Origin of the sequence: Brevibacterium sp. S22, from assembly GCF_004745485.1 — a bacterium.
Taxonomy (GTDB): domain Bacteria; phylum Actinomycetota; class Actinomycetes; order Actinomycetales; family Brevibacteriaceae; genus Brevibacterium.
In genome coordinates, this window is sequence record NZ_RHFG01000013.1 from 91254 (window position 1) to 116571 (window position 25318).

25 protein-coding genes and 1 tRNA gene are annotated in these 25318 nt (G+C 64.9%); 20 read left to right on the forward strand and 6 right to left on the reverse strand.

What is annotated here, in order from left to right; translation table 11 throughout:
* Nucleotides 1-32 precede the first annotated feature (32 nt).
* From EB835_RS12125 to EB835_RS12140, 4 genes are all read left to right on the forward strand, one after another.
* Nucleotides 33-374: a DUF485 domain-containing protein gene (locus tag EB835_RS12125; RefSeq protein WP_135809726.1), complete on the forward strand. Its 342-nt coding sequence runs from the start codon at nucleotides 33-35 to the stop codon at nucleotides 372-374.
* Nucleotides 371-2023 carry a solute symporter family protein gene (locus tag EB835_RS12130; protein WP_205749932.1) on the forward strand — a complete coding sequence of 551 codons (1653 nt, stop codon included), beginning with the start codon at nucleotides 371-373 and terminating at the stop codon, nucleotides 2021-2023. Before EB835_RS12125 ends, EB835_RS12130 begins: the two co-directional genes overlap by 4 nt.
* A gap of 506 nt (nucleotides 2024-2529) precedes the next feature.
* Nucleotides 2530-3633, forward strand: coding sequence for a hypothetical protein (locus tag EB835_RS12135; RefSeq protein WP_135809727.1), 1104 nt, complete (start codon nucleotides 2530-2532; stop codon nucleotides 3631-3633).
* 308 nt (nucleotides 3634-3941) lie between these two features.
* Nucleotides 3942-4012: transfer RNA gene (locus tag EB835_RS12140), tRNA-Gly, on the forward strand.
* Nucleotides 4013-4088: 76 nt separating this feature from the next.
* Here EB835_RS12140 and EB835_RS12145 read toward each other — a convergent pair.
* Both EB835_RS12145 and EB835_RS12150 read right to left on the reverse strand, forming a co-directional pair.
* Nucleotides 4089-4751: a potassium channel family protein gene (locus EB835_RS12145; RefSeq protein ID WP_135809728.1), complete on the reverse strand. Its 663-nt coding sequence runs from the start codon at nucleotides 4749-4751 to the stop codon at nucleotides 4089-4091.
* Nucleotides 4744-6162: a TrkH family potassium uptake protein gene (locus EB835_RS12150; RefSeq protein WP_240688716.1), complete on the reverse strand. Its 1419-nt coding sequence runs from the start codon at nucleotides 6160-6162 to the stop codon at nucleotides 4744-4746. Before EB835_RS12150 ends, EB835_RS12145 begins: the two co-directional genes overlap by 8 nt.
* 59 nt (nucleotides 6163-6221) lie before the next feature.
* Between EB835_RS12150 and EB835_RS12155 the strand changes: the two genes are divergently transcribed.
* The 14 genes from EB835_RS12155 to ccsB all read left to right on the forward strand — a co-directional run bounded on the left by EB835_RS12155 (nucleotide 6222) and on the right by ccsB (nucleotide 20572).
* Nucleotides 6222-7418 carry an acetoin utilization protein AcuC gene (locus tag EB835_RS12155; RefSeq protein ID WP_135809730.1) on the forward strand — a complete coding sequence of 399 codons (1197 nt, stop codon included), beginning with the start codon at nucleotides 6222-6224 and terminating at the stop codon, nucleotides 7416-7418.
* Between the two features lie 219 nt (nucleotides 7419-7637).
* Nucleotides 7638-7736, forward strand: a complete 99-nt coding sequence (locus EB835_RS12160; protein WP_009882927.1) for a 30S ribosomal protein bS22 — start codon at nucleotides 7638-7640, stop codon at nucleotides 7734-7736.
* Between the two features lie 72 nt (nucleotides 7737-7808).
* Nucleotides 7809-8054 carry a glutaredoxin family protein gene (locus EB835_RS12165; RefSeq protein WP_135809731.1) on the forward strand — a complete coding sequence of 82 codons (246 nt, stop codon included), beginning with the start codon at nucleotides 7809-7811 and terminating at the stop codon, nucleotides 8052-8054.
* Nucleotides 8055-8081: 27 nt separating this feature from the next.
* Nucleotides 8082-8777, forward strand: a complete 696-nt coding sequence (locus EB835_RS12170; protein ID WP_135809732.1) for a redox-sensing transcriptional repressor Rex — start codon at nucleotides 8082-8084, stop codon at nucleotides 8775-8777.
* A complete protein-coding gene (hemA, locus tag EB835_RS12175; RefSeq protein ID WP_135809733.1) occupies nucleotides 8774-11251 on the forward strand; it encodes a glutamyl-tRNA reductase in 2478 nt (825 codons plus the stop codon). Before EB835_RS12170 ends, hemA begins: the two co-directional genes overlap by 4 nt.
* Nucleotides 11248-12852 (forward strand): bifunctional uroporphyrinogen-III C-methyltransferase/uroporphyrinogen-III synthase, encoded by a 1605-nt coding sequence (locus EB835_RS12180; RefSeq protein WP_135809734.1) that lies wholly within the window; start codon nucleotides 11248-11250, stop codon nucleotides 12850-12852. Before hemA ends, EB835_RS12180 begins: the two co-directional genes overlap by 4 nt.
* 1 nt (nucleotide 12853) lies before the next feature.
* Nucleotides 12854-13882: a porphobilinogen synthase gene (gene hemB, locus EB835_RS12185; protein ID WP_135809735.1), complete on the forward strand. Its 1029-nt coding sequence runs from the start codon at nucleotides 12854-12856 to the stop codon at nucleotides 13880-13882.
* Nucleotides 13882-14349 (forward strand): MarR family winged helix-turn-helix transcriptional regulator, encoded by a 468-nt coding sequence (locus EB835_RS12190; RefSeq protein WP_135809736.1) that lies wholly within the window; start codon nucleotides 13882-13884, stop codon nucleotides 14347-14349. Before hemB ends, EB835_RS12190 begins: the two co-directional genes overlap by 1 nt.
* Before the next feature lie 61 nt (nucleotides 14350-14410).
* Nucleotides 14411-15772, forward strand: a complete 1362-nt coding sequence (hemL, locus tag EB835_RS12195) for a glutamate-1-semialdehyde 2,1-aminomutase (RefSeq protein ID WP_135809737.1) — start codon at nucleotides 14411-14413, stop codon at nucleotides 15770-15772.
* Nucleotides 15769-16410 (forward strand): histidine phosphatase family protein, encoded by a 642-nt coding sequence (locus EB835_RS12200; protein ID WP_135809738.1) that lies wholly within the window; start codon nucleotides 15769-15771, stop codon nucleotides 16408-16410. The genes hemL and EB835_RS12200 overlap by 4 nt, the downstream gene beginning before the upstream one ends.
* Nucleotides 16407-17006, forward strand: coding sequence for a TlpA family protein disulfide reductase (locus EB835_RS12205; RefSeq protein ID WP_135809739.1), 600 nt, complete (start codon nucleotides 16407-16409; stop codon nucleotides 17004-17006). The genes EB835_RS12200 and EB835_RS12205 overlap by 4 nt, the downstream gene beginning before the upstream one ends.
* Complete coding sequence (locus EB835_RS12210; RefSeq protein WP_135809740.1) at nucleotides 17003-17767, forward strand: cytochrome c biogenesis CcdA family protein; 765 nt, start codon at nucleotides 17003-17005, stop codon at nucleotides 17765-17767. The genes EB835_RS12205 and EB835_RS12210 overlap by 4 nt, the downstream gene beginning before the upstream one ends.
* On the forward strand, nucleotides 17767-19434 hold the full coding sequence (locus EB835_RS12215; RefSeq protein WP_240688715.1) for a cytochrome c biogenesis protein ResB: 1668 nt from the start codon (nucleotides 17767-17769) through the stop codon (nucleotides 19432-19434). The genes EB835_RS12210 and EB835_RS12215 overlap by 1 nt, the downstream gene beginning before the upstream one ends.
* 133 nt (nucleotides 19435-19567) lie before the next feature.
* Complete coding sequence (gene ccsB / locus EB835_RS12220) at nucleotides 19568-20572, forward strand: c-type cytochrome biogenesis protein CcsB (RefSeq protein WP_135809741.1); 1005 nt, start codon at nucleotides 19568-19570, stop codon at nucleotides 20570-20572.
* Between the two features lie 369 nt (nucleotides 20573-20941).
* Here the strand turns inward: ccsB and EB835_RS12225 are convergent, their stop codons facing one another.
* Nucleotides 20942-21373 (reverse strand): PLD nuclease N-terminal domain-containing protein, encoded by a 432-nt coding sequence (locus EB835_RS12225; protein ID WP_135809742.1) that lies wholly within the window; start codon nucleotides 21371-21373, stop codon nucleotides 20942-20944.
* Between the two features lie 84 nt (nucleotides 21374-21457).
* Between EB835_RS12225 and EB835_RS12230 the strand changes: the two genes are divergently transcribed.
* A complete protein-coding gene (locus tag EB835_RS12230; protein ID WP_135809743.1) occupies nucleotides 21458-21748 on the forward strand; it encodes a DUF4229 domain-containing protein in 291 nt (96 codons plus the stop codon).
* A 61-nt stretch (nucleotides 21749-21809) separates the two neighbouring features.
* On the opposite strand, the gene EB835_RS12235 is transcribed toward EB835_RS12230, so the two are convergent.
* From EB835_RS12235 to EB835_RS12245, 3 genes are read right to left on the reverse strand one after another with little or no spacing between them, the layout of a single operon-like run.
* On the reverse strand, nucleotides 21810-22742 hold the full coding sequence (locus EB835_RS12235) for a 1,4-dihydroxy-2-naphthoate polyprenyltransferase (RefSeq protein WP_135809744.1): 933 nt from the start codon (nucleotides 22740-22742) through the stop codon (nucleotides 21810-21812).
* A gap of 38 nt (nucleotides 22743-22780) precedes the next feature.
* Nucleotides 22781-24016 (reverse strand): AMP-binding protein, encoded by a 1236-nt coding sequence (locus tag EB835_RS12240; RefSeq protein ID WP_135809745.1) that lies wholly within the window; start codon nucleotides 24014-24016, stop codon nucleotides 22781-22783.
* Between the two features lie 13 nt (nucleotides 24017-24029).
* A complete protein-coding gene (locus tag EB835_RS12245; RefSeq protein ID WP_135809746.1) occupies nucleotides 24030-24950 on the reverse strand; it encodes a 1,4-dihydroxy-2-naphthoyl-CoA synthase in 921 nt (306 codons plus the stop codon).
* Between the two features lie 65 nt (nucleotides 24951-25015).
* On the opposite strand from EB835_RS12245, the gene EB835_RS20300 reads away from it, so the two are divergent.
* Nucleotides 25016-25294 (forward strand): hypothetical protein, encoded by a 279-nt coding sequence (locus EB835_RS20300; protein ID WP_168216723.1) that lies wholly within the window; start codon nucleotides 25016-25018, stop codon nucleotides 25292-25294.
* Nucleotides 25295-25318 lie beyond the last annotated feature (24 nt).

Here is a 25318-nt window from a genome sequence, read left to right on the forward strand (position 1 = left end):
CACTGATGTTCTGTCCATTCAAAGGAGAAAGAATGACTGACCCCGTCAACACCGGTGTTGACTTCCTCGAGGAGGAAGAGACCCCGGAGTTCAAGGCCCTCAAGCGCAAACGATTCTCGGTGGTGATCCCGCTGTCGATCGCGTTCCTCGTTTGGTACTTCCTCTACGTGATCCTCAGCACCTATGCCCATGACTTCATGTCGACGAAGGTCGTGGGGGAGATCAACATCGGACTCGTCTTCGGGCTGCTGCAGTTCGTGACGACGTTTGCGATCACCATGTTCTACGTCTCGTTCGCCAATAAGAAGCTCGATCCGCCCGCGGAAGCGATCCGTGAACGACTGCAGGCCGAAACGGAAGGAAGCCGCTCATGAGCACTCTGGCAATCGGAGACTTCGTCGCTTCGGGAGTAGACTTCCTCAGCGCCGCGACCACCGAGGTCGAGAACAACCCGGTCCTCAACATCACGATCTTCGCCGCATTCGTCGCGGTCACGATGTTTATCGTCCTGCGGGCCAGCCGCAACAACAAGTCAGCCTCGGACTACTACGCCGGCGGCCGGTCGTTCACCGGGCCGCAGAACGGCTTCGCGATCTCAGGTGACTACCTCTCCGCCGCGTCGTTCCTCGGTATCTGCGGTGCGATCGCCGTCAACGGCTACGACGGATTCCTCTATTCGATCGGCTTCCTCGTCGCTTGGCTCGTTGCGCTGCTCATCGTCGCCGAACTCATGCGCAACACCGGCAAGTTCACAATGGCCGATGTGCTGTCCTTCCGACTCAAGCAGCGTCCGGTGCGTATGGCTGCGGCCCTATCGACGCTGGCGGTCTGCTTCTTCTACCTGCTCGCGCAGATGGCCGGAGCCGGCGGGCTCGTATCCCTGCTCATGGGCATCGACGGCAAGATCGGTCAGTCACTGGTCATCGCCGTCGTCGGTGCGCTGATGATCATCTACGTCCTCGTCGGCGGAATGAAGGGCACTACCTGGGTGCAGATCGTCAAGGCGATCCTGCTCATTGCCGGTGCCTTTGCGATGACCATCTGGGTGCTCGCGCTCAACGGCTTCAATCTCTCGACTCTGCTGGCCTCGGCCGTGGAGAACGCCGCCGAAGGTGTCGGGGAAGGCGTCCTCAACCCGGGTCTGCAGTACGGCGAGAACCCGCTGGACTTCATCTCGCTGGCACTGGCACTCGTGTTGGGCACGGCGGGGCTGCCTCATGTGCTCATGCGCTTCTACACCGTCCCCACTGCGAAGGAAGCTCGCCGTTCAGTGGTGTGGGCGATCTGGCTCATCGGCGCGTTCTACCTCTTCACCCTCGTGCTCGGCTACGGTGCGGCCGCACTCGTCGGTGCCGAAGAGATCAAGAACGCTCCGGGCGGAGTGAACTCGGCGGCGCCGCTGTTGGCGCTCCACCTCGGCGGGCCCCTGCTCATGGGCTTCATCTCGGCGGTCGCGTTCGCCACGATTCTCGCGGTGGTGGCAGGTCTGGCGATCACAGCGGCGGCCTCGTTCGCCCACGACATCTACGCCAACGTCATCAAGAAGGGCAAGGTGGAAGACTCCGAGGCGGAGGTCAAGATCGCTCGCCGCACGGTCGTCGTCATCGGTGCGGTCGCGATCATCGGCGGTATCGGTGTGCAGGGCCAGAACATCGCGTTCCTCGTGGCCCTGGCCTTCGCAGTGGCCGCCAGCGCGAACCTGCCCACGATCGTGTACTCGCTGTTCTGGAAGCGCTTCACCACCCGCGGTGCGGTGTGGTCGATCTACGGCGGGCTGATCTCGGCGATGGTGCTCATCACCTTCTCGCCGGTCGTCTCCGGATCCGAGACCGCGATGATCCCCGGTGCCGATTTCGCGATCTTCCCGCTGTCGAACCCCGGCATCATCTCGATTCCACTCGGGTTCCTCCTCGGCTGGATCGCTTCGGTCACCGACCGGACGGTCGAGAGTCCCGAACTGGCCGCAGAGATGGACGTCCGCGCGCATACCGGGTTCGGCGCCGAGGAGGCGGTCGAGCACTGATCCTTCAGTGACCTGATCGTGTGGTGGGTCCGGCGGGGATCGAGTTCGAACTCCACCGGGTCGTGGTCTCCGCCGGGACGGGCTCGTCGGCGACGATTCGCCGGCACTGTACGAGGGGGCGACTTCGGTCGCTCCCTCGTGGTGTGCAGGGGACGCTCTAGCGCGAAATCAGCGCTTGAACCAATGACTGTCTATCGAACGTGCGCGCGGCCTGAATGTATGCGCTACGCCTGCACTTCGACCGTACAGTTGTGGACGAATCAACGAGGCTGCCTGCAATACCATCCCTGATCGCCGTGCCGTTTACGTCGACGTAGGTGCCGAAGAGTCAGCGCAGGGCCGGGCTCCATAGAGAGATGGCGACCTGCTCTGTGCTTCAGCCGGTCGCCGAGCGTTGTGGACGGTCGGCTGACTCGAGCGTCGGTGCCCTGTGGAACCGACACAAGTATCCACAGGGAGGCGACCTGCCCTTGCGCCGATGAAGGGAGCAAGGGGAGATTTGCCGCATGTACAACGTCATCCGCACCTGCGAACTCAACGCCCACGGAGTGCTGAGCCGAACCATCAAAGATGCGATCGACTGCTGCCTGCTGCGACTGAGCAGCGGAATGTATTCGATCATCAATCGGTGTGCTCGACCGCGCCACGCAAAGATCGCCGCGCTCATCACGGACGAATCGTGGCTTGCTCAGGTGATTGAGCAGACCGACGAACCCACGGGGAGAAAGCAATTCACGCTTCTCGACACCATTGAGAAGCTGCGTGCATCGTCGTATCCCTACTATCGGGTCGACGACGTCGTCTGGTCGGCCTCCGCCGCATATATTCACGAGCTTCCGCTCTATCAGCCTCCGCGAGGCAAAGTGCACATCGCGCATCCAAGCGTGCGAGGCAACAGCAGCGACATCAGGAGATCGCAGACTTCGATCCCCGGCGAAGACGTCGTTCACATCGGCAAGATGACGCTGACGACCCCGATTCGAACGGCTTTCGATCTCATCGGCCAACTCGGCGAAGCGGAAGGATTCGCCGCCCTCGACTCGTGTCTGAGGACATCAGTGTTCGGCTCAGTCGCCGCAGCAGATGAGGCGGCTCGCTTCGGGTACCCGCCGGACACGATGATGCTGGCCGAACAGCGAATCGCGGACGAGTTCATGCCAGTGCTCAATCGTCTGGTCAAGGGGAGGCGTCGCGCTGAACGACTCCTATCGGCGGTCGGTCCGCTGTCTGAGAGCTATGCGGAGAGCCGATTCGTCTACACCCTCATGCAGCTGAAGTTGAACGGGTTCAGACAGCAGGTGAGAATCTGGGACGGAAACAGAGTCATTGCTCGAGTCGACTTTGCGCATGAGGAGTCGAAGACGATTGTATTGATCGACGGAATCACGAAATATGCGGACAACGGGTTTCGGCTCATGCAGAAGGAAGCCAAGCAATACAACCGCCTTCTCGATTTGGGGTATCGCATAGTCCGTTTGAACTTCAGCGAGGTGACAAATCTGGAAACGACGTCGACCAAGCTCTTTCGTCAGGCGCCTCAGCTGCGAGCATACGTATCGCGCAGACGTTCGAAATCCTCGAAATCAGCGACTCCGGTGAGCAACGGGTGACCCGGAACCGATCTCCCCGTGGCGATCGTGTTGCCACAGACGCCCATGCTTGAGCAACTGCCTAGTCGAAGTGCACGCGTAGTGAATGTATGCACTACGTCAGCACTTTCAATGGACACTTGCTCTCGATGAGTACCGTGAGGCGTCGACCGGCCCCGCGAAAACAAACGGTGCGGGAAGAATGCGCGACATCGGAGGGGTCGGCGGATCCGAAACCGGGCCAAGGCTGTAGACTGGTTCGAGTCGCCGACCACGGCATGCCTGTACCGGCACCACCTGGGCGGACAGTTGGCTTTGGATGGCGACGCGCGGGCGTAGCTTAATGGTAAAGCTTCGGCTTCCCAAGCCGATGACGCGGGTTCGATTCCCGTCGCCCGCTCTCTTTGTGCCCGCGAGTGCGGAAGCTGCGGATTGCGAATTTCGGGGCGTATCTGCGGCGTGCGCCGTGCGGTCTGCTACGGGCGGCCGGCGAAGCGTCCGAGCAGCTCGACGTGCCCCGCGACGATGAGCAGGTCCTGTTTGCCCACACGGGTCGTCGGGTCGGCGTAGGTGAAGTCCCGGCCGGGACTCTTGATGCCCACGACCGTCACGCCGTATTTGTCGCGGACACCGGACTCGCTGAGTGTGAAGCCCTGGATCTCCCGCGGGGGACGCATCTTTACAACAGCGAAATGGCCCTCATCGAACTCGATGTACTCCATCATCCGGGAGCTGACCAGGTGGGCGACGCGGCGACCGGCATCCGACTCCGGGTAGAGCACATGGTGGGCGCCGATGCGGTGGAGGATCTTGCCGTGTGACGGTGAGATCGCCTTCGCCCACACCTGCGAAACTCCCAGGTCAACGAGGTTGGCGGTGGTGAGCACACTGTCCTCGATCGAGGTTCCGATACCGACGACGGCAGTCGAGAAGTCACCGGCACCCACCTGACGCAGAGCGTCGATGTTCGTCGAGTCAGCTTCGACGACATGCGTGAGCTTGCCGCTCCAGTCCTTGACGAGTTCGGGATTGTGTTCGATGGCCATGACCTCGCGCCCCAGCTTGGCCAGTGTGGCCGCCGTCGAGGACCCGAAACGTCCCAGTCCGATGACCAGGATGGAAGTGTGTTCGTTAGCCAACGACCGGCCTTTCTTCGGGGTAGCGGTACAGACGCACCGAGTCCTGCATAGACAGTGCCGCCGCAAGTGTAATCGTACCGAGCCGGCCGATGAGCATGATCACCGACAGCACGTAGAGCCCCGAGTCCGGTGACGTCGCCGATACCCCGGAGGTCAAGCCCACGGTGCCGAAGGCCGAGATCACCTCGAACAGCACCCGGTCGAGAGGCTCGGCACTGATCTGCAGCATCGCCAGAGTGCCGATGAAGACGATGAGGGCACCGGTGAGCAGGATCGAGATCGAGAGTTTGATCGTCGAGGAGGTCAGCCGCCGACCGAACACGTGCACGTCCTGCAGACCCCTGGCCTCGGCGAACGCGGCGAGGACGAGCACAGCCACAGTCGTGACCTTGATTCCGCCGGCCGTCGACGACGAACCCCCGCCGATGAACATCATGAGGTCCATGAGCAGGTGCGAAGCCTGGCTCATATCCGCGACCTCCATCGTCGCGAACCCGCCGGAACGGGGCATCACCGCCATGAACAGGACCTCGACGAAGGTGTGACCGGCGTTCTTATCACCCAGAGTCGCCGGGTTCGCCGACTCGAACAGCGCCAACAGCAGCAGTCCGATCGCCAGGACAGTCGTCGTGGTCGTCAGTGTCAGCTTCGTATGCAGGTCCCACCGGCTGGGTCGGTTCCAGAACATCGCGACCATGAGCACGACCGGGAAGCCCAGAGACCCGACGAACACCCCGGCCATGAGCAGGGTCAGAATCCACGGGTCCGAGGCGAAGTAGGCAGCCCCGCCTTCGTGGATGGTGAACCCGGCATTGTTGAACGCCGAGATCGAGTAGAACACCGAATACCAGACGGAATCGCCGAGGGATTCCCCACGGATGAGGAATCGTGGGAACAGCAGCACCGCGAGAATCGATTCGGCGGTGAAGATGGTGATGACTACGGTCTTGAGCAGCGAGCCGACCTGCCCCAGATTGAGCGCAGAGGTGGCCTGCTGAGCGATCAGACGCTGCCGCACTCCTAGCCGGCGCGAGACCGCCATTCCCAGCACCGAGGCGAGGGTGAGGATTCCGAGTCCGCCGACCTGGATTCCGGCGGTGATGACCGAGATCCCGAAGTCCGACCAGTACTCCTCCGTGACGACAGGGGTCAGTCCGGTCACGCACACCGCCGAGACCGCGACGAACACAGAGTTCGCGATGTGCGTGGCCTGATCCACCGAACCGGGATGGCGCATGCTCGCCGGCAGGATCAGCAGGATCGCGAACGCCGCGACGACGGCGACGAAGGAACCGATCGCCAAACGCGCCGGTGATGCCACAGCGAGGTCGTCGACGAAGTCACGGACCCACCGACCCGGCTTGAGCAGCCGGTCGTAGCGCGGCGAGGAATTCTTGGACACAAGCACCATGGTAGAGCCGGGGACCCCGGAATCGGCGCAAGTGAGCTGTGCCATATAGCATGGTGGGCATGGCCGAAAATGATGTGTATGTCGTTTGGGACGACGAGGTGACCGGTTACAACTTCGGCCCCAGCCACCCCATGCACCCCCTCAGGCTCGACCTGACAGCGAAGCTCGCTGCCGATTTCGGACTCTTTGACGCGGACAACGTCCACGTCAATCCCATCGGTGAGATCGATGAGGCCAAGCTCGCCCGCCTCCACGACCCCGACTTCATCGCAGCGGTCAAGCAGGCCGGCACCGAAGAGGGCCTTGAAGAGCAGGACGCGAACAGATACGGAATCGGCACCGAGGATGTTCCCGGGTTCGAGAATATGCACACCGCCTCGGCGCTGCTGTTCCAAGGCAGCATCAACGCTGCGAATGCGATCATCTCCGGGGACTACCTGCGCGCAGTCAACTTCTGTGGTGGAATGCACCATGCGATGCCGGGCAAGGCCAGCGGGTTCTGCGTCTACAACGATGCGGCCGGAGCGATCACCGAATTCCTCGACGCCGGATACGAACGCATCGTCTACCTCGACACCGACGCCCACCACGGCGACGGCGTGGAGACGTTCTTCTGGCACGACCCGCGAGTGCTCACGATCTCGATCCACGAATCGGGCAAGTTCCTCTTCCCCGGGACCGGGTATCCTGCCGATATCGGGGGACTCAAGGCAGCCGCCTCGGCGGTGAATATCGCTCTGCCCCCGCGCACCGGGGACGCGGACTGGCTGCGTGCCTTCGATGCCACGGTCCCACAGGTGGTCGCCGCATTCGAACCCCAGGTCATCGTCTCCCAGCACGGCTGCGACGGGCACCGCGAGGATCCGTTGACCCATATGCGACTGAGCGTGGACGCCATGCGCATCGCCGCCGAACGCATCCGCGACCTCGCCGTCGAGCACGCCGGGGGACGCTGGCTGTCCGTCGGGGGAGGGGGATACGCGATCATCGACGTCGTGCCCCGCGCCTGGACGAATCTCCTGGCCGTCGCGGCGGACCGCGATATCGATCCCGGTGCCCGGATCCCCGGACGGTGGGCCGCCTATGCGCAGACGAAGACCGGACGGGAGGCGCCGCTGTCGATGACCGACGGATTCGACGGCTCCTTCCAACCCTGGTCGAAGGGATTCGACCCCGAAGCCGAACTCGACCGGGCCGTGATGGGCACCCGGAAGAACATCTTTCCCTTCTACGCCCTCGACCCCTATTTCGACTGAGCGACATCGGGCGCCTGCGCCCGAACCGAACCCGGCCCTGCCCCGCACGCCACCTGAGCAGGATGCGATCCCCGCCGCAGCGCGGATCGACGGGGACGCCGCTGTGGATCTGGACACAGTTTTGGGAAAGCAGGCGGCCAAGCGATAGAATTGCACGGTTAGTTCAATGGGTGGGCACCTGATGTTCACCCTCCACCGACAAGCACAAGGGGTACCCGAGTGGGCTCAGTCATCAAGAAGCGCCGCAAGCGTATGTCGAAGAAGAAGCACCGCAAGCAGCTTCGCAAGACACGTCACCAGCGTCGCAACAAGAAGTAAGACCCGACGGTCCTACGCCCCCGCTCGAGTGATTTCTCGGCGGGGTTTGTTGCACCCGATGAGGAGTGAGCCATGGTCGATCTGACCTTCCTCACGCGCGTCGACTGCCATCTGTGCGCCGCGGCGCTGCAGACCGTCACCGAGGTGGCCGAGGGCAGAGACGTGACCGTGACCGAGATCGACATCGACAGCGATGACGATCTGGCCGCACAGTACGGATGGGATGTTCCGGTCGTTCTCCTCAACGGGCGACAACACAGTTTTCATCGAGTCGATAAGGATCGGCTGTCCAAGGCGCTCGACGCCTTGGGCGCATGAGATCGATTGAAGGAGTGAGGCGGATTCGTGGGCGAGATTCTGTCCGCCAACAGGATTGAGGGTGTCGTTCGCAGGGACGTACCCGAGCGCGTGATATCCCGACTCCCGATCTATCTGCAGAACGTCGAGACGATTGCCGCCACCGGCCAGACCACAGTGTCGTCGGAGGACCTTGCCGCACGCAGCGGAGTGTCCCCGTCGATTCTGCGCAAAGACCTGTCCCAGCTGGGGCGATCGGGAACCCGCGGTGTCGGCTACTCCTGTCCGGAACTGGCCGCCACTCTGCGGACCTTCCTCGGCCTCGACCGAGACCGGGCTGTGGCCATCATCGGCGCCGGACGCCTCGGCTCGGCCCTGGCCGACTACGCCGGATTCCGCCGCCGCGGTCTGCGCCTGACAGCCGTCTTCGACATCGACGAGGAGAAGATCGGCACCGCCATCGGTGCCCTGACCGTCTCCTCCCTGGACGAGCTGCCCACCTGGTCCGAACACATCGACCTGGTGGTCATGGCCGTCCCCGCAGCCGCGGCACCCGCGGCGGCCCGCACGGCCGTCGAAGCAGGTGTGCGCGGCATTCTCAATTTCTCACCCACCGTGCTCGACGCACCGGACACCGTCCGTGTCCATCAAGTCGACTTGGCCAGTGAGCTGCAAGTACTCGCATACTATTCGGCGCTGGACACGGCACCGCTCAACCCTGGTTTTGAGGAGCACAGGAATTGACTCTCTTGGTTCTCGGCATTTCACATCAGTCGGCTCCGATCGACATGCTCGACCGAATGGCCTTCGGCGCCGGTGAGGTCGGCACTCTGCGCCGTGACGCCCTGGCCGGAGAGAACATCGAAGGACTCGCCGTGCTCTCGACCTGCAACCGCCTCGAACTCATCGCTGACGTCTCGGCCTTCCACGGTGGACTCGCCGACCTCGGCAACGCGCTGGTGACCTCGATCGACAAAGAATGGTCCGATATCGCCGGGCACTTCTACGCCCACTATGACAATCAGGCCATGGAGCACCTGCTCAAGGTCGCCTGCGGACTCGACTCGATGGCCATCGGCGAAGCCCAGATCCTCGGCCAACTCCGCTCGGCGTTCACGGATTCGCAGTCGGACAAAGCCCTGACCTCCGAGCTCTCCCAGGCACTGCAGCAGGCGCTGCGCGTGGGCAAACGCGCACACTCGGAGACCGACCTCGGTGAGGTCGCCCGGTCCCTCTTCGGCGCAGGCATCGAAGCCTCCGCCGCGCACATCGGATCCCTGCGTGCTGCCAATGCGCTGGTCATCGGTGCCGGCGCTATGTCCGGCCTCGTCGTGTCGGGACTGCACAAGGAAGGCGTCGCCCGCATCACCGTGCTCAACCGCACCCTGGACAAGGCCGAACGCCTCGTCGCCGAGGTGGGCGGGCGCGCCCGCGAACTCACCCCGCGCATCATGGCCGAAGAGATCGCCGACGCAGACCTCATCGTCTCCTGCACCGGCGCCCGCGGAGTCGTCGTCAGCCGCGACGACATCGTCGCGGGCCTCTCGCAGAACCCCAAGGGTGCCGCGAACAAGGCCTTCATCGACTTGGCCCTGCCGCATGACATCGAACCCAGCGTCCGCGAGTTCGAACATGTCGCCCTCTTCGGGCTCGGGGAGATCCGTGATCTGCTGCGCAGTTCCGACAAGGAACGCGATTCGAAGGTCGCCGGCACCATCGACGAAGTCCGGTCCATCATCTCCGCTGAGTTGGAGAACATCGCCACCGGAACCAAGGAGCGCTCCGTCGCACCGACCGTGACCGCTCTGCGTTCTCATGCCAAGGACGTGCTCGCCTCAGAGACCCAGCGTCTGGAGAAGAAGCTCGGTGACGGCGTCGACGCGAAGGCGTTCGCAGAGATCCGCAAATCACTGCACCGGGTGGCCGAGAAGCTCATCCACACCCCAACCGTGAAGGTCAAGGAACTCGCCGTGACCGAATCCGAGGTCGACTACGCCCAGGCGCTCATGCAGCTCTTCGACCTGCCCGTGAACAAGGTCGCCCACGCCATGACTCCGCCGGAGACGAAGGTCGCGACGGCCGGCAGCGCACATCACGTCGAAGCCGATGGCATCCGCCCGGTCGCTGACCACACCCTCGACATCGTCGAACCCGAACACTTCAGCGGCCGCACCGTACGTCTGGGCACTCGCAGGTCCCAGCTGGCCCGCTCCCAGTCCACGGCCATCGCCCATCAGATCGCTGCGCTCACCGGGTGGCGCGTCGAGATCGTCGAAGTCGTCACCGAGGGTGATGTCAACATGTCGCCCCTGGCCGGTTTCGGCGGCACCGGAGTCTTCGTCTCCGCCGTCCGCCAAGCCCTCCACCAGGGCAAGATCGACCTGGCCGTGCACTCGCTCAAGGACTTGCCCACAACCCCCGAGGCGGGCATCCAGATGGCGGCCATCCCGCCGCGCGTCGACCCTGCCGATGTCCTCATCGGACGTGACGGGCTGAGCCTGAATGATCTGCCCGCCGGATCCGCCATCGGCACCGGTTCGCCGCGTCGTGCCGTGCAGCTGCGTGCCGCCCGTCCCGACATCGAGGTCCGCGGTGTGCGCGGAAACGTCGACACCCGTATTGCCCATGTCCGCGACGGCCGCCTCGACGCCGTCGTCCTCGCCGCCGCCGGAGTCCGTCGCATCGGTCGGCTGGCCGAAGCCACCGATTCGCTCAACTTCGATGTCATGCTCCCGGCGCCGGGCCAGGGTGCCTTGGCGGTGGAGACGCGCAGCGCCGACAGCGTCTTCGCGACCACCGAGGACATCCTCGACGGCGATGCCGAGGTGCGCGCCGCTCTGCGTCAGATCCACGACCAGACCACGGACCTCGCCGTGACCTGTGAGCGGGCGATCCTCTCCCGCGCCGAAGCAGGCTGCTCGGCCCCCATCGGTGCGCTGGCGAAGATCGAAGGCACCGAATTCATCGTCGACGCCGTGATGGCCGATGATGACGGCAGGCTCGCCCGCACCCGTCAGAGCACCGAGCTGCCTGCCCTGCTCGACGTGGACTGGAGCACCGGGAACGAACAGCAGCTGTCGGTGACTGCGAAGGAACTGGCTCGTGTCGCCGACGAACTCGGCACCGCCGCGGCCGAAGACCTCTTGGGACGCCTCGGCATCGACCCGGCCGCCAGCGCCGATCACCTCACCCCCGTCAAGGTTCAGGAGCAGGGATGAACAGCCAACCGACAACGGGCCAGGTGCAGCCGCGCCGACTCCTGCCGGCAGCCCCACGCGTCGTCTTCATCGGCAGCGGACCCGGCGAATCGGGTCTGATGACGATGCGCGGCGCCGAAATCCTCGCCACTGCCGAAACCGTCGTCTATGACGCCGATGTCCACTCCGAGGTCGTCACTGCCTACGTGCCGCAGGCTGCGACCCTCATCGACGCCGCCGACCTCGGAGTCGCCGCGTCGACCCGTGGCCGCCGCATGGCCGAACTCGCCCGTCCCGACAAGACGGTGGTGCGGCTGAGCTCGGATGACGGAATCATCTTCACCACCACGACCGCGGAAGCCGCTGTCTGTCGCAAGGAACAGGTCGAAGTCGAGATCGTGCCCGGAGTCGGACTCTCCGCCTCGACGGCGGCCTATACCGGAACCGCGCTGACGACCAACCGGGTCCGGTCCGTGCGCTTCATCGAAGCCGGACCGCAGACCCATGTCGACGTCTCCCGCCACCGCAACACCACGCATGTGCTCACCGGCACCGCCGCGGCCCATGAACAGGCCATCGAGGCTCTGCTCGCCGACGGCTGGGACGAGGACACGAAGGTCCTGCTGGGCTGGGGGATCTCGACGATCGAGCAGACGAGCGTGGAGACGACCCTGAAGCAGGCGCTGTCCATGGCGCAGACAGGTTCGGATCGTATGGTGGTGATCATGGGGCAGGGCGTGGAATCCAGAGGAGAGCTCAGCTGGTTCGAATCCAAACCGCTCTTCGGCTGGCAGGTGCTCATTCCGCGGACGAAGGAACAGGGAACTTCGACAGCAGAGGCCCTGGCCGAACTCGGCGCCGTCGGCACCGTCGTCCCCACCATCGCCGTTCAGCCTCCCCGCACACCGACCCAGATGGAGAAGGCGATCCGCGGCCTCGTCGACGGCTCCTACGAATGGGTCGGATTCACCTCGGTCAACGCTGTCCGCGCTGTGCGCATGTGGTTCGAAGACTTCGGACTCGACTCCCGCTCGATGGCCGGAGTCAAGGTCGCAGCTGTGGGCGGTCGCACCGCTGCAGCCCTGGTCGACTGGGGCATCACCCCCGACCTCGTCCCCGACGGGGAGCATTCCGCACGTGGGCTGGCCGCGGCCTGGCCGGACTTCGTCGATGACATCGACCCGATGAACACCGTGCTCCTGCCTCGTGCCGATATAGCCACCGAGGTGCTCGTGGCCGGGCTGCTGGAGAAGGGCTGGGACCCCGACGACGTCACCGCCTACCGCACGGTGCGCGCCTCTCCACCGCCGGCGCCGATCCGCGAATCGATCAAGGCCGGCGATTTCGACGCCTTCCTCTTCACCTCCTCGTCGACGGTGCGCAACCTCGTCGGCATCGCCGGCAAACCCGCCCCAACATCGGTGATCTGCTGCATCGGCCCGGCGACGGCGAACACCGCAGCCGAACACGGACTGCGCGTCGACGTCCTCGCCGAGGAGGCCAACCTCACCTCGCTCATCGACGGTCTCGTCGAATTCGCACTCACCCAGCGCACCGAGGACGTGGAAGCCGGGACCTCCCCGCAGCGTCCGAGTCAGAAACGTCGCAGAAGGAAGGCCTGACATGTCATTGGTCCCCGGATCCGTCCGTCCCCGTCGACTGCGGTCGACCCCGGCCCTCCGTCGGCTCGTCTCCGAGGTGCGCCTGAACCCCTCCGAACTCATCCTGCCGATGTTCGTCAAGGAGGGCCTGAGCGAACCGCTGCCATTGGCCGGAATGCCCGGAGTCGTCCAGCACACCCTCGACTCCCTGCTCGAGGCCGCGCGGGAAGCGGTTGCGGCCGGAGTCGGCGGACTCATGCTCTTCGGCATCCCGGAGCACAAGGATGAGATCGGGTCTCAGGCCGATGACCCCGAGGGCATCCTCAACCGGGCCCTGTCGCTGCTGGCCCGCGAACTCGGCGACGACACCGTGATCATGGCGGACCTGTGCCTCGACGAATTCACCTCCCACGGCCACTGCGGAGTCCTCGATCAGGCCGGGGGAGTCGACAACGACGCCACACTCGATCGCTACGCCTCGATGGCACTGTCCCAGGCCCGCGCCGGAGCTGAGGTGCTCGGACTCTCGGGGATGATGGACGGTCAGGTCGCCCGCTGCCGTGAGGCACTCGACACCGCCGGATTCACCGATACCGTCGTCATGGGCTACACCGCGAAGTACGCTTCCGCGTTCTACGGCCCCTTCCGCGAAGCCGTCGACTCCGAACTCAAAGGCGACCGCAAGACCTACCAGCAGGATCCCGCCAACGGTCGCGAGGCTCTGCGCGAACTCGGCCTCGACCTCGCCGAAGGCGCCGACATCGTCATGGTCAAACCCGGACTGCCGTACCTCGATGTGCTCGCCGAGGTGGCCCAGGAATCCATTGTGCCCGTGTGGACCTACCAGGTGTCCGGGGAGTACGCGATGATCGAATTCGCGGCCGCCGCCGGAGCCATCGACCGGGAGAAGGCGATCGATGAATCCCTCATCGCCTTCAAACGTGCCGGCACCGATGCGATCCTCACCTATTGGGCCACCGAGGTCGCGCAGCGCCTCCAAGCCGAAGCCGCAGGTCACACCGCGAGCCGCACTGCAGTCGGAGGCCGGTGATGACCGAGCCCCGCTGGCTGTCCGCGCTCGACCAGAAAGCCTGGCGCAGCTACCTCAACGGCTCTCAGCTGCTCAGCGCACAGCTGGACAAGGAGCTGCGTGAGAAGCACGGCATCGGCCTGCCCGAGTACGAGATCCTCGTGCGACTGTCCGAACACGAAGGGCGGACGATGCGGATGGCGCTGCTGGCCACCGACACCACGATGTCCCGGTCCCGGCTGACCCACAGCGTCGCCCGGATGGAGAAGCGCGGACTGCTCGAGCGCTCCGCCATCCCCGAAGACGGCCGCGGGGTCAACTGCGTGATGACCGCAGCCGGGTGGCAGCTGCTGCAGGACGCCGCCCCCGACCATGTCTGCGGAGTCCGCAGCCACCTCGTCGATCTCCTCGACCGCGAGGAGATGGAGACCCTGGGTCGAATCTTCACCAAAGTCTACGACCATATGACCGAGCGCGACGGCGCCTGAGCCGTCCCCACGCCTATCCGACAGCGATCAGACCCGACTCGCGAAGAATCAGAGGAGAACCATGACGACAGCAGAGACGAACGGTCACACCACCGATCGGTCCGCCGCCCTCTTCACCCGCGCCGAGGCAGTCATCCCCGGCGGAGTGAACTCCCCGGTCCGCGCGTTCAAGGCCGTCGGCGGCACCCCCCGTTTCATCACCGAGGCGACCGGCGCCTGGCTGCGTGACGCCGATGGCAACGACTACATCGACCTCATCGGATCGTGGGGTCCGATGATCATGGGCCACTCCCGCCCCGAGGTCGTCGCCGCCGTCCAGGAAGCCGCCGTCAAGGGCTTCTCCTTCGGCACACCGTCGACCGGAGAAGTCGAACTCGCCGAGGAGATCGTCAACCGCATCGATCCCGTCGACCAGGTCCGCCTCGTCTCCTCGGGCACCGAGGCGACCATGTCGGCGATCCGCCTGGCCCGCGGATACACGGGACGGTCCAAGGTCGTGAAGTTCGCCGGCTGCTACCACGGCCACGTCGACTCACTGCTGGCCCAGGCCGGCTCCGGACTGGCCACCTTCTCCCTGCCCGACACCCCCGGGGTCACCGGAGCTCAGGCGCAGGACACGATCGTCGTCGACTACAACGATGCCGCCGGACTCGAAGCGGTGTTCGCCGAACACGGTGAGGACATCGCCTGCGTCATCACCGAAGCCAGCCCCGGCAATATGGGCGTCGTGCCTCCCCAAGACGGGTTCACGAACACCATCCGGCGGCTGACCAAGGCCCACGGTGCGCTGATGATCAGCGACGAAGTGATGACCGGCTTCCGCGTCTCCGCCGCCGGCTGGTACGGCTATGAGTCCGAGGCCATCGGCTACCCCGAAGGCCCGGCCGACCTGTTCACGTTCGGCAAGGTCATGGGCGGCGGGTTCCCGGCAGCGGCCTTCGGCGGCCGCGCCGAGATCATGGCCCACCTCGCGCCCTCCGGCCCCGTCTACCAGGCCGGAACGCTCTCGGGCAATCCGGTGGCCACCGCCGCCGGACTGGCCACGCTCAAGCTGACCACCGAACTCGATGTGTACTCGCATATCGACCGTGCCGCAGATACTCTGCGTCCGGCAGTCGCTGCCAGCCTCGAGGCCGAAGGCGTCGCCCACGTCATCCAGTCCGCGAACTCGATGTTCTCCGTGTTCTTCACCGACTCTGATGTGACGAACTACGAGCAGGCGCGAGCCCAGAACGTCGACCGCTACACCGCGTTCTTCAACGCCATGCTCGATCAGGGCATCCACATGCCTCCGAGCGCGTTCGAAGCCTGGTTCCTGTCCTATGCCCACACCGATGAGATCCTCGACCGGATCATCACCGCTCTGCCCGCAGCAGCCAAGGCCGCGGCCGCGGTTCCGGAGGCCGGAGAGATGCAGTCATGACCACCATCCACCTCGTCCGTCACGGCGAAGTCGACAATCCCGAAGGCATTCTCTACGGTCGGCTGCCGCACTTCGGACTCACCGAGCGCGGACATGAGATGGCCGCCCGCGTGGCCCAGCATTTCGCGTCGGCAGAGAACCGGCCGGTCGAACTCGTCGCATCCCCGCTGCTGCGGACCCAGCAGACGATCTCACCTCTGTCCGAGGCCCTCGGGCTGCCGGTGTTCGACGATGATCGCGTCATCGAAGCGGCGAACTCCTTCGAGGGGCAGAAGGTGGGCGTGCGACGTCTGGCCGATCCGAAGAACTTCGTACGACTGTACAACCCGCTCACCCCATCCTGGGGAGAGCCGTACAAGCAGATCGTGCTGCGCATGCGGGCCGCGATGGCCAGCCTGCGGGCCAAGCTCGACCACCACGGTCCGGTCGCCGAGGGAGTCATCGTCTCCCACCAGCTGCCGATCTGGATGACCCGCCTGTCGGGGGAGGGACGCTCGCTCGTCCACGACCCGCGCAGGCGGGAATGTGACCTGGCTTCTATCACCAGTTTCACATTCGATTCGTCCACACTGGTGTCCGTGAGTTACGAGAGCATCTGTGCGGATCTGCAGCCGGGCACCGCGGTGGCGGGAGCATGAGTTTCGGGCGTCATTCCCTCAATCGTCGGGCCCTCTTCACCTCCGCTGTCGCCGCCGGCACGGCCCTGGTCTTGAGCGCCTGCAGCGAGAATGACGAGCTGGCCGATCAGGCCGGATCCGACCAGGGGTATGTCTCCGGCTCGGGAGTCGTCTCGCAGGTGGCAGTCGAGGACCGCGGCGAACCCCTGGACTTGAGTTTCGAGACTCTCGACGGAGAGACGGTGTCCCTGGCCGATCTGCGTCCCACCCCGGTCGTCATCAACCTCTGGTATGCGGCCTGCCCGCCGTGCCGGAAGGAAGCCCCGGATCTGAAGTCCGTGTCTGAGGAGTTCGGGGACAAGTCTCGGTTCATCGGCGTCAACGTCCGTGACCAGGAGGCTGCGGCCAACGCCTTCATCCAGAACTACCAGGTGCCGTACTCGAATATGCTCGACACGAACGGTGAGATGGTCTCCCTGCTCTCCGGCGTCCTGCCCCCGCAGGCGACCCCCTCGACGGTGGTCCTCGATGCGAAGGGCCGGGCCGCGGCCAGAGTCGTCGGTGAGGTCGACGCGTCGACACTCAAGGGACTCATCGAGGACGTGCTGGCCGAGTGAGTGGGCTCGGGGCGGACTTCGCCCAGACCGTCCTCTCGGGACCGCTGCTGCTGGCTGCCGGTGCGGCGGCCCTGGCTGGACTCGTCTCGTTCGCCTCCCCATGTGTGCTGCCCTTGGTCCCGGGTTACGTCGGGTACGTCACCGGTCTCTCCGGATCCTCGCTGAAGGACAAACAGACGTGGCGAGTGGTCGTGGGCATCACCCTCTTCGTCCTCGGCTTCACCGTCGTTTTCGTGCTGCTGGGAACCAGCTTCTCGGCCCTCGGAGCGCTGTTCTCCCAATGGCAGCCGATCATCCTCCGGGTTCTCGGCGTCATCGTCATCGTCGCCGGTTTCGTGTTCATGGGCGGATTCGGTCTGCTGCAGAACGAACACCGCATCCGCGCCCGCCCGAAGGCCGGTCTCTGGGGTGCACCGGTGCTCGGGGCGACCTTCGCCCTCGGCTGGGCACCCTGTGTGGGACCGACCCTGTCGGCTGTGCTGAGCATGTCGGTGGGCTTCGGCGGTGACGGGATGATCTGGCGCGGAGCACTGCTGGCCTTCGTCTACTGCCTGGGCTTGGGCATCCCGTTCATCCTCCTGGCGCTCGCGATCCATAAGGGTGCGGGACGGCTCGTTTGGGTGCGGAGACATCAGACCGCGATCGTGCGCGCCGGGGGCACCATGCTCATCATCCTCGGTGTGCTCATGGCCAGCGGCGTATGGAACATGTGGATGACCTCTCTGCAAGGTCTCATCAATGGATTCGAAGTGGTGATCTAGTGGCGGGCTCAACCGAAGGCTCGGAGAAGACGCAGCCGACATCGGGCGTGGACTCGACGGCGAAGCAGGGGGACCGACCTGCCGCGAAGTCGACCGTGACGCAGCCGCAGCTCGGGTTCCTCGGCATGTGCCGGTGGGCCTGGACGCAGCTGACGACGATGCGGGTCGCCCTGATCCTCCTGCTCGTTCTCGCCCTCGCCGCGATTCCCGGATCTCTGCTGCCCCAGCGCATCCAGGACCCGGGCCGTGTGAACACCTTCCTGGAGGACAACGGTGCCTGGGGGCAGTTCCTCGACACCATTCAGATGTTCGACGTGTACTCCTCCATCTGGTTCTCTGCGATCTACCTGCTGCTGATGATCTCGCTCATCGGCTGCATCATCCCGCGGACGAAGCAGCACTGGAAGGCGATGCGTTCGTCCCCGCCCAAGGCGCCGAGGCGGCTGTCCCGGATGCCCGGATATGCCGATTTCGATTCGGCGCAGGGTGAGGCAGAGACCCGTGCGGACGCGGATGAGGCGTTCCTCGACGCCGCCGAGGCGCGGCTGAAGAAGTCCGGATACCGCATCAACCGGCAGTCCGATCACATCGCCGCCGAACGAGGCTATCTCCGGGAGACCGGCAACCTCGTCTTCCATATCGCCCTGCTCATGGCGACCCTGACGATGGCGATCGGATCGCTGTTCGGCTACGAGGGTCAGCGCATCCTCGTCGAGGGTGAGACGTTCTCGAACTCGCTGGTCTCCTACGATTCCTTCGAACCCGGGTCCTACTACGATGCGGACAATCTGCCGGACTTCCGACTCAAGCTCGATTCCTTCACCTCCACCTTCGACGATCAGGCGGTGGGCAACCAATTCGGTCAGCCGCGCAGCTTCGATGCGAAGGTGACGACGACTGCGGACGGTCACAGCGAATCGCATGTCCTCAAGGTCAACGAACCGGTGCGCGTGGGCGGCGTCGGCGTCTACCTCACCGGCAACGGCTACGCCCCCGAGGTGACCGTGCGCGATGCGAAGGGCGATATCGTCCACTCAGGTCCGCAGGTATTCATCCCGGACGGCGGGGACCCCGGATATTCGTCCGAAGGCGTCATCAAGGTCCCGGATTCGGCCGGCACGCAGATGGGCTTCGTCGGGGTGTTCCTGCCCACAGCCGCTCAGAATCAGGACGGGGAACTGGTCTCGAGCTTCGCCGAGCTGCGCAATCCCTACCTCGTGATGAGCGGGTACACAGGCGACCTCGGCCTCGATTCGGGAGTCCCGCAGTCCGTGTACTCCCTCGACGCAGAGAACATGGAGGAGATGACGGACGAGACAGGCAATCCGCTCGTCATCCAGCTCGCCGAGGGGGAGACGCAGAAGCTGCCGAACGGCGGTTCGGTGACCTTCGACGGAGTGAAGAAGTACATCGCCGTCGACATCTCCCAAGACCCGACGCAGGCACTCATGCTCATCAGCGCGATACTCGTTCTGGCGGGTCTCGGCCTGTCATTGTTCATTCCTCGACGTCGCGTGTGGGTGCGGATCAGGAACGGACACGCCGAGGTGGCCGCCCTGGCCCGCGGTGAGGATCCCATGGTCGAACGCGCCGTTGACGGCCTGGTGAAGGACCTGCGCGATCCGGAACCCGATGCGGGTGAGGACGGCGATGGGGACGAAAGATGAACCCGAAGTACTACGCGGAGTAGAATAGCCGCGGAGTGCACTTGGCCTCGGCTTCTTCACGGAGTCGGGCGGGCGCACGGACAGTCAGTCAGCAGCATGAGACAGAAGAGCACTCTTGGGGTGCGGAGGATGAATGGACGTCAACACTGACCTCGCAATGTGGTCGAACCAGTTGATCATCTCGGCGATGATCGTCTACGCCGTCGCCATGATCTTCTACGCCTTCGACCTCTTCGGCGCGCGTGAACTCAAGACTTCGGAGTCCCGGGCCGCCAGCCCCGCCAAGGCCAGCACGGTGCGGCGGACGAACCGGAAGACGGCGACGACTGCGGTCCTCGACCGCCCCGACGACGATGACTCCGAGGCGGTGAAGTCGCCCCGGAAGAACCGGCACCGCGGAGCCCGCATCGGCACCTCGCTGCTCGTGCTCGCCATGCTCCTCCACGTCGGCGGAGTGCTCACCCGCGCCCTGTCCGTGGCGCGCGTGCCATGGGGCAACATGATGGAGTACGTCCTCTCTGCCACTGCGATCACCGTCATCGTCTACCTCCTCGTGCTGACGAAGAAGGACGTGCGCTATCTGGGGACGTTCGTCTCCGGGGGAGTGCTGCTGTGCCTGGGTCTGGCGATCACCGTCTTCTACACCCCGGCCGCGAAGCTCATCCCGGCCCTGGACTCCTACTGGATCGCCATCCATGTGCCGATCGCAATCCTCTCGACTTCTCTGCTCTACATCTCTGCGATCCTCGCGGTCTTCCAGATCCTCAAGAGCGTGCATGAGACCAAGGATCCGAAATGGCTGCGGTTCCTGCACCGTCTGCCCTCGAGCACCGACTTGGAGCGCACCTCGTACACGATTGCGGCCGTCGGCTTCATCACGTGGACCTTCACCCTCATCGCCGGCGCCATCTGGGCCGAGGTGGCCTGGAGCCGCTACTGGGGGTGGGACTCGAAGGAGATCTGGACGTTCGTCGTCTGGGTCATCTACGCTGCGTACCTGCACGCGCGTGCGACCCGCGGCTGGGGCCCGACGAAGGTGGCCGTGCTCAACCTCATCGGCATCGCCTCGGTGATCTTCAACTTCACCGTCGTCAACATGTACTTCAACGGCCTGCACTCCTACTCCGGCCTCGACTGACTCTTCAGGCCGCCCTCAAGGCCGTTCGAACGTCCCGCAGCGGCAGCCAAATCTGCTGACGGCCCAGGTCGAGGTGAATAGCCCAGGTTCAAACGTGTGCTATTCACCTCGACCTGGGCCGTCAGCGTGCTGTAGGCGTGGAGCGGCTGCCTGCGGTTTGCTGGCCGAAGACCGTTGTGGTCCAGTCGGCTCTGAACCCACGTTCTTCGGTGGGCAGTTCAGAAGAAGGTGTACCGATTCGCCGGATCGTTTCGCTGCCCAGACGCCGCTGTGACCGTGCCGGCGAGTGTGGCCCGCTGCGGTGAACGGATGTGGACTCAGAGGGTTCCAGGGTCGGCGGATGCGTGTGCTGAGGCGAGCGGGGCTAGATCAGTTGGAGCGGCCGCGGCCTTCGCCCTTGGTTCCCCGGTCATCGGTGTCGGCGGAGGAATCAGCGGGATCGCTGTCATCATCCGACTTCTCGGAGTCGTCGCGTGGAGACTCCTCCTCATCGTCGTCCTGAGCCGGAGGTGCATGTTTGCCGAGTTTGAGTTCGCGATCGACTTGTCGCAGGTAGTCCGGGTCGTCATCGGGAGCGACCTGCCCGCGGGGGCGTGTGCCGCGCGAGGGCTTGTCTTCAGAGCCACGTCCGAACAGGTACCAGAGGATGAACCCGAGGACGGGGATGAAGAGGATGATGAGTGCCCACGCGGGTTTGGGCAGGACTCGAATCAGACCCCGATCACGCAGCAGGCAATCGAAGAGTCCGTACAGTGTCACCGCTGCCGCCAGGACGATCGCGGCAATGAGTAGTCGAGCCATGTACCAAGGATAGTCCACCAACCTGAGCGCGGTCTCCAGCGGGCGGTGACAAGACTGTCACGATCGGAGGCTAAAATTGGGACAATGCGCACCTTCTGGCTCTACACACTCGCTCGCTTCGGCCTCATCATCGCCGCCGGCCTCGTCCTGTTCCCGTTCCTCGGCCTCAACCTGGTCATGGCAATCGCAGCAATCATCATCGGCGCGCTGCTCAGCTACCTGCTCCTGGGCAAGCTGCGCGCTCGAGCCGCCACCGAGATCGAAGCGAAGGTGGCCAAGCGGGCATCCAAGCCCAAGCGCGTCGGCGCCGATGAAGAGGCAGAGGATGAGATCGTCGAAGAGCGCCTCGGCGACGACGGCGACCAGCCCAAGTGAGCGGCGACCAGCCCAAGTGACCGGCGACCAGCCCAGACCAGCCTGAATGAGCTGAGGCGCTTCAGAGCGCCAGTCCGAGGCCCATCAGCCCGGCGAAGGCCAGCCCGGTCAGTCCCGTGGACTTGATCGGCGGGATCAGCCCTGGACCTGTCGTGCCGCTGAGCACTGTCTTGAGTGGGTTGAGCGCCGGGACGAGGGCGAGGATCGCCAACGCGACAGCGGGATGGCCGTCGAGGATCGCCAGTGCCAGCAGAGCGAACGGCAGCAGCACGAGCACCGCATAGGCGATGCGTGCGGCATTGTCGCCCATCCTCACGGCCAGAGTGATCTTGCCCGCCTCGGTGTCGCTGGGGATGTCCCGGAGGTTGTTGACCATGAGTACGGCAGACGCCAATGAGCCGATCGACACGGCGCCGGCCCAGCCGCTGAGGCTGAGATGGCCGACCTGCATCCACATCGTGCCCAAGGTCGCCACGAGCCCGAAGAACACGAACACGAAGACCTCGCCGAGACCCATATAGCCATAGGGGCGTCTGCCGCCCGTGTAGAACCAGGCGGCGGCGACGGCGGCGGCTCCGACGACGAGGAACCACCACGCCTGCGAGATGAGGACGAGTACGATGCCCGCGACGCCGGCCAGACCGAAGAAGACGAAGGCCGCCCGTTTGACTTGAAGAGGTTCGGCCAGCCCGGTCGCCGTGAGACGGACAGGCCCGACACGTTCGTCATCGGTGCCGCGGATGCCGTCGGAATAGTCGTTGGCGTAGTTCGAGCCGATCTGCAGACACAGCGAGACGAGCAGCGCGAGGAAACCGCGCAGCAGGATCTGCCCGAAGCTGACATGGTCGTCATCGCCGGAGATGTCGTCGAGGATGAAGGCGGTGAATCCGCCGAGAGAACCGATCGCGGCGCCGGTTCCGATGAGGACGGGTGCGAGAGCCAGGGGCAGAGTTCGCAGTCGAGCTCCAGAAATCCACTGGGCGGCATCAGCCATAGGTCTCGCTCACCTTCCTGTCGAATTGTGGAGCCGTCTTATATTACCGGTTGTTCACCAGTATGGGTATTCGCGTCACGCGCCATGAGATCGGCGGCGATCCGGGCCGCAGCGCTGCGATCGGGCTTGCCGATCGTCCGGTTCGGAATCTCGGCGACCGGGAAGACCAGCTGCGGGAGCAGCTGACCGGTCATCCCGTGATCGAGTGCATTGAGTCGCTGTGCCAATTCTCGCGCATTCTTCGCTCCGGCTCCACCGCCGTCAGCGATCCGGACGAGTGCGACGATCCGTTTTCCCCACTCCTCGTCCGGCACCCAGGTCACGAGCATCTCAGCGATCCCCGCCTTCTGCCAGCTCGGCAGCAGTCCGGCCTCCAGCGCATGTGGAGACACGTTCGTGCCTCCGGAGACGATGATGTCGTCGGCGCGCCCGAGCACACTGAGCACACCGGAATCGATTCGGCCCAAATCGCTGGTGTGCATGATCCGCACGCCCGCCTCATCGACGGTGAGTTCTGGGGAGTCTGTCGGGGTGATGATCCCGTCGGTGCTGATCTCGACGTAGCCGTCGGCGACGACGGGGCCGGTCAGATCGATCGTTCCCGCCTCGGTGATGGTCGCCTCGACCCCGTCGAAGGGAACCCCGTCATAGACGCAGCCGCCCGCCGTCTCGCTCATCCCGTAGGTGCGCACGATCGCCAGGCCCGCGTCCTCCGCGCGGTCGAGCAGCGACGGTGAGATCGCCGCCCCGCCGAGGAGGATGTGCGAGAGCCGTCCGGCCGCCTCGGCGGCGGGGTCGTCCTCGAGGATCCGGTGGAGTTGGGTGGGCACGATCGAGGTGTACGTCGGTCGCTCGCCCGCCCGGTCGACCAGGGCGCCGACCTCGGTGGTGAAGGACTGTGCCGTGAACCTCGCCGAGGCGGTCCTGACCGGGGCGCGGCCCGCCGAACGGGCACGCAGCTCGACTTGGAAGCCGGCGATGTGGTTGACCGGCAGACACAGGTGCCAGTCGCCGGGCCCGGAGAGGAACCGTTCGGTCGCCCGTGCCGAGGTGGTCAGTGCCTCAGCGGACAGAGCGACGGCTTTCGCCTTGCCCGTCGACCCGGAGGTGAAGAGGATGAGGGCCGGAGCAGGACCGTGACCGGCCCACACATCGGGGGTCGCCTCGGTGACGGCTCCGTCCCGACCAGATGGGAGGATGAGGATCGATTCGCCGGTGAGGGCACGATCGATGGCGACGGGCAGCTCGTCGGGGTGCAGTTCGCGGGCAGTCATGCGCAGTCCGGGCTCAGTAGTACCAGGGGAACGGGGACCAGTCGGGGTCGCGTTTTTCCAGGAACGAGTCGCGGCCTTCGACGGCTTCGTCGGTCATATAGCCCAGTCGGGTGGCTTCGCCGGCGAAGACCTGCTGACCCATCAGCCCGTCGTCGACGAGGTTGAAGGCGAACTTGAGCATGCGCTGCGCGTTCGGGGACTTGCCGAGGATCTCGCGTGCCATCTGCAGGGCGGCGGTTTCGAGTTCGGCGTGGTCGACGACCTCGTTGACGGCACCCATGTCGGCCATCTCCTGTGCGGAGTAGGTGCGGCCGAGGAAGAAGATCTCGCGGGCCTTCTTCTGCCCGACCATCTTCGCCAGATACGCGGACCCGTAGCCGGCGTCGTAGGAGCCGACATCGGCATCGGTCTGCTTGAACTTCGCATGCTGGCGTGAGGCGATGGTCATATCGCAGACGACGTGGAGGCTGTGACCGCCGCCGGCGGCCCAGCCGGGGACGACGGCGATGACGACCTTCGGCATGGTGCGGATGAGGCGCTGGACCTCGAGGATGTGGAGGCGTCCGGCCTGTGCCGGATCGACGCTCTCACGGGTCTCACCGGAGGCGTACTGGTAGCCCGACCGGCCGCGGATGCGCTGGTCGCCGCCGGAGCAGAACGCCCAGCCGCCGTCTTTCTCACTCGGGCCGTTGCCGGTGAGCAGGATGGCGCCGACGTCCGAGGTCTGGCGGGCATGGTCGAGGGCTCGGTAGAGCTCGTCGACGGTGTGCGGGCGGAAGGCGTTGCGGATTTCGGGGCGGTCGAAGGCGATGCGCACACAGCCGATGTCGTTGCCTGTGGCGGGGTCGATGGCCCGGTGGTAGGTGATATCGGTGAAGTCGAAGCCGGTGACTTCACGCCAGGCCGTGGGGTCGAAGATCTCTGAAACCGTCATGGCTCAAGCCTAGCGCTTGACCCTTCCCACACGGTCCGGGGCCGGGCGAGCGTTAGTCTGGGGTCATGGCCGATACTGCGCGACCGCACCCCGATGCACCTGTCTGTGAACTCGCCGCTTCCGCACCGCTCGATCTGCCCGCACACTTCGCTGAGGTCATCGAGGACCTGCATGTGGTGCGGCTGCCGATGGTCACCCGTTTCAGGGGGATCATGGAGAGGGAGGTGGCGCTCTTCTCCGGTCCAGATGGGTGGGCGGAGTTCTCCCCGTTCGTCGAATACGGCACCGTGGCGGTCTCGTATACTCCGCAGCGCGCCCACGTGTCTTGCTGTGCCCACGTATGACGTAGTCCTCTGGCGACTAAACAA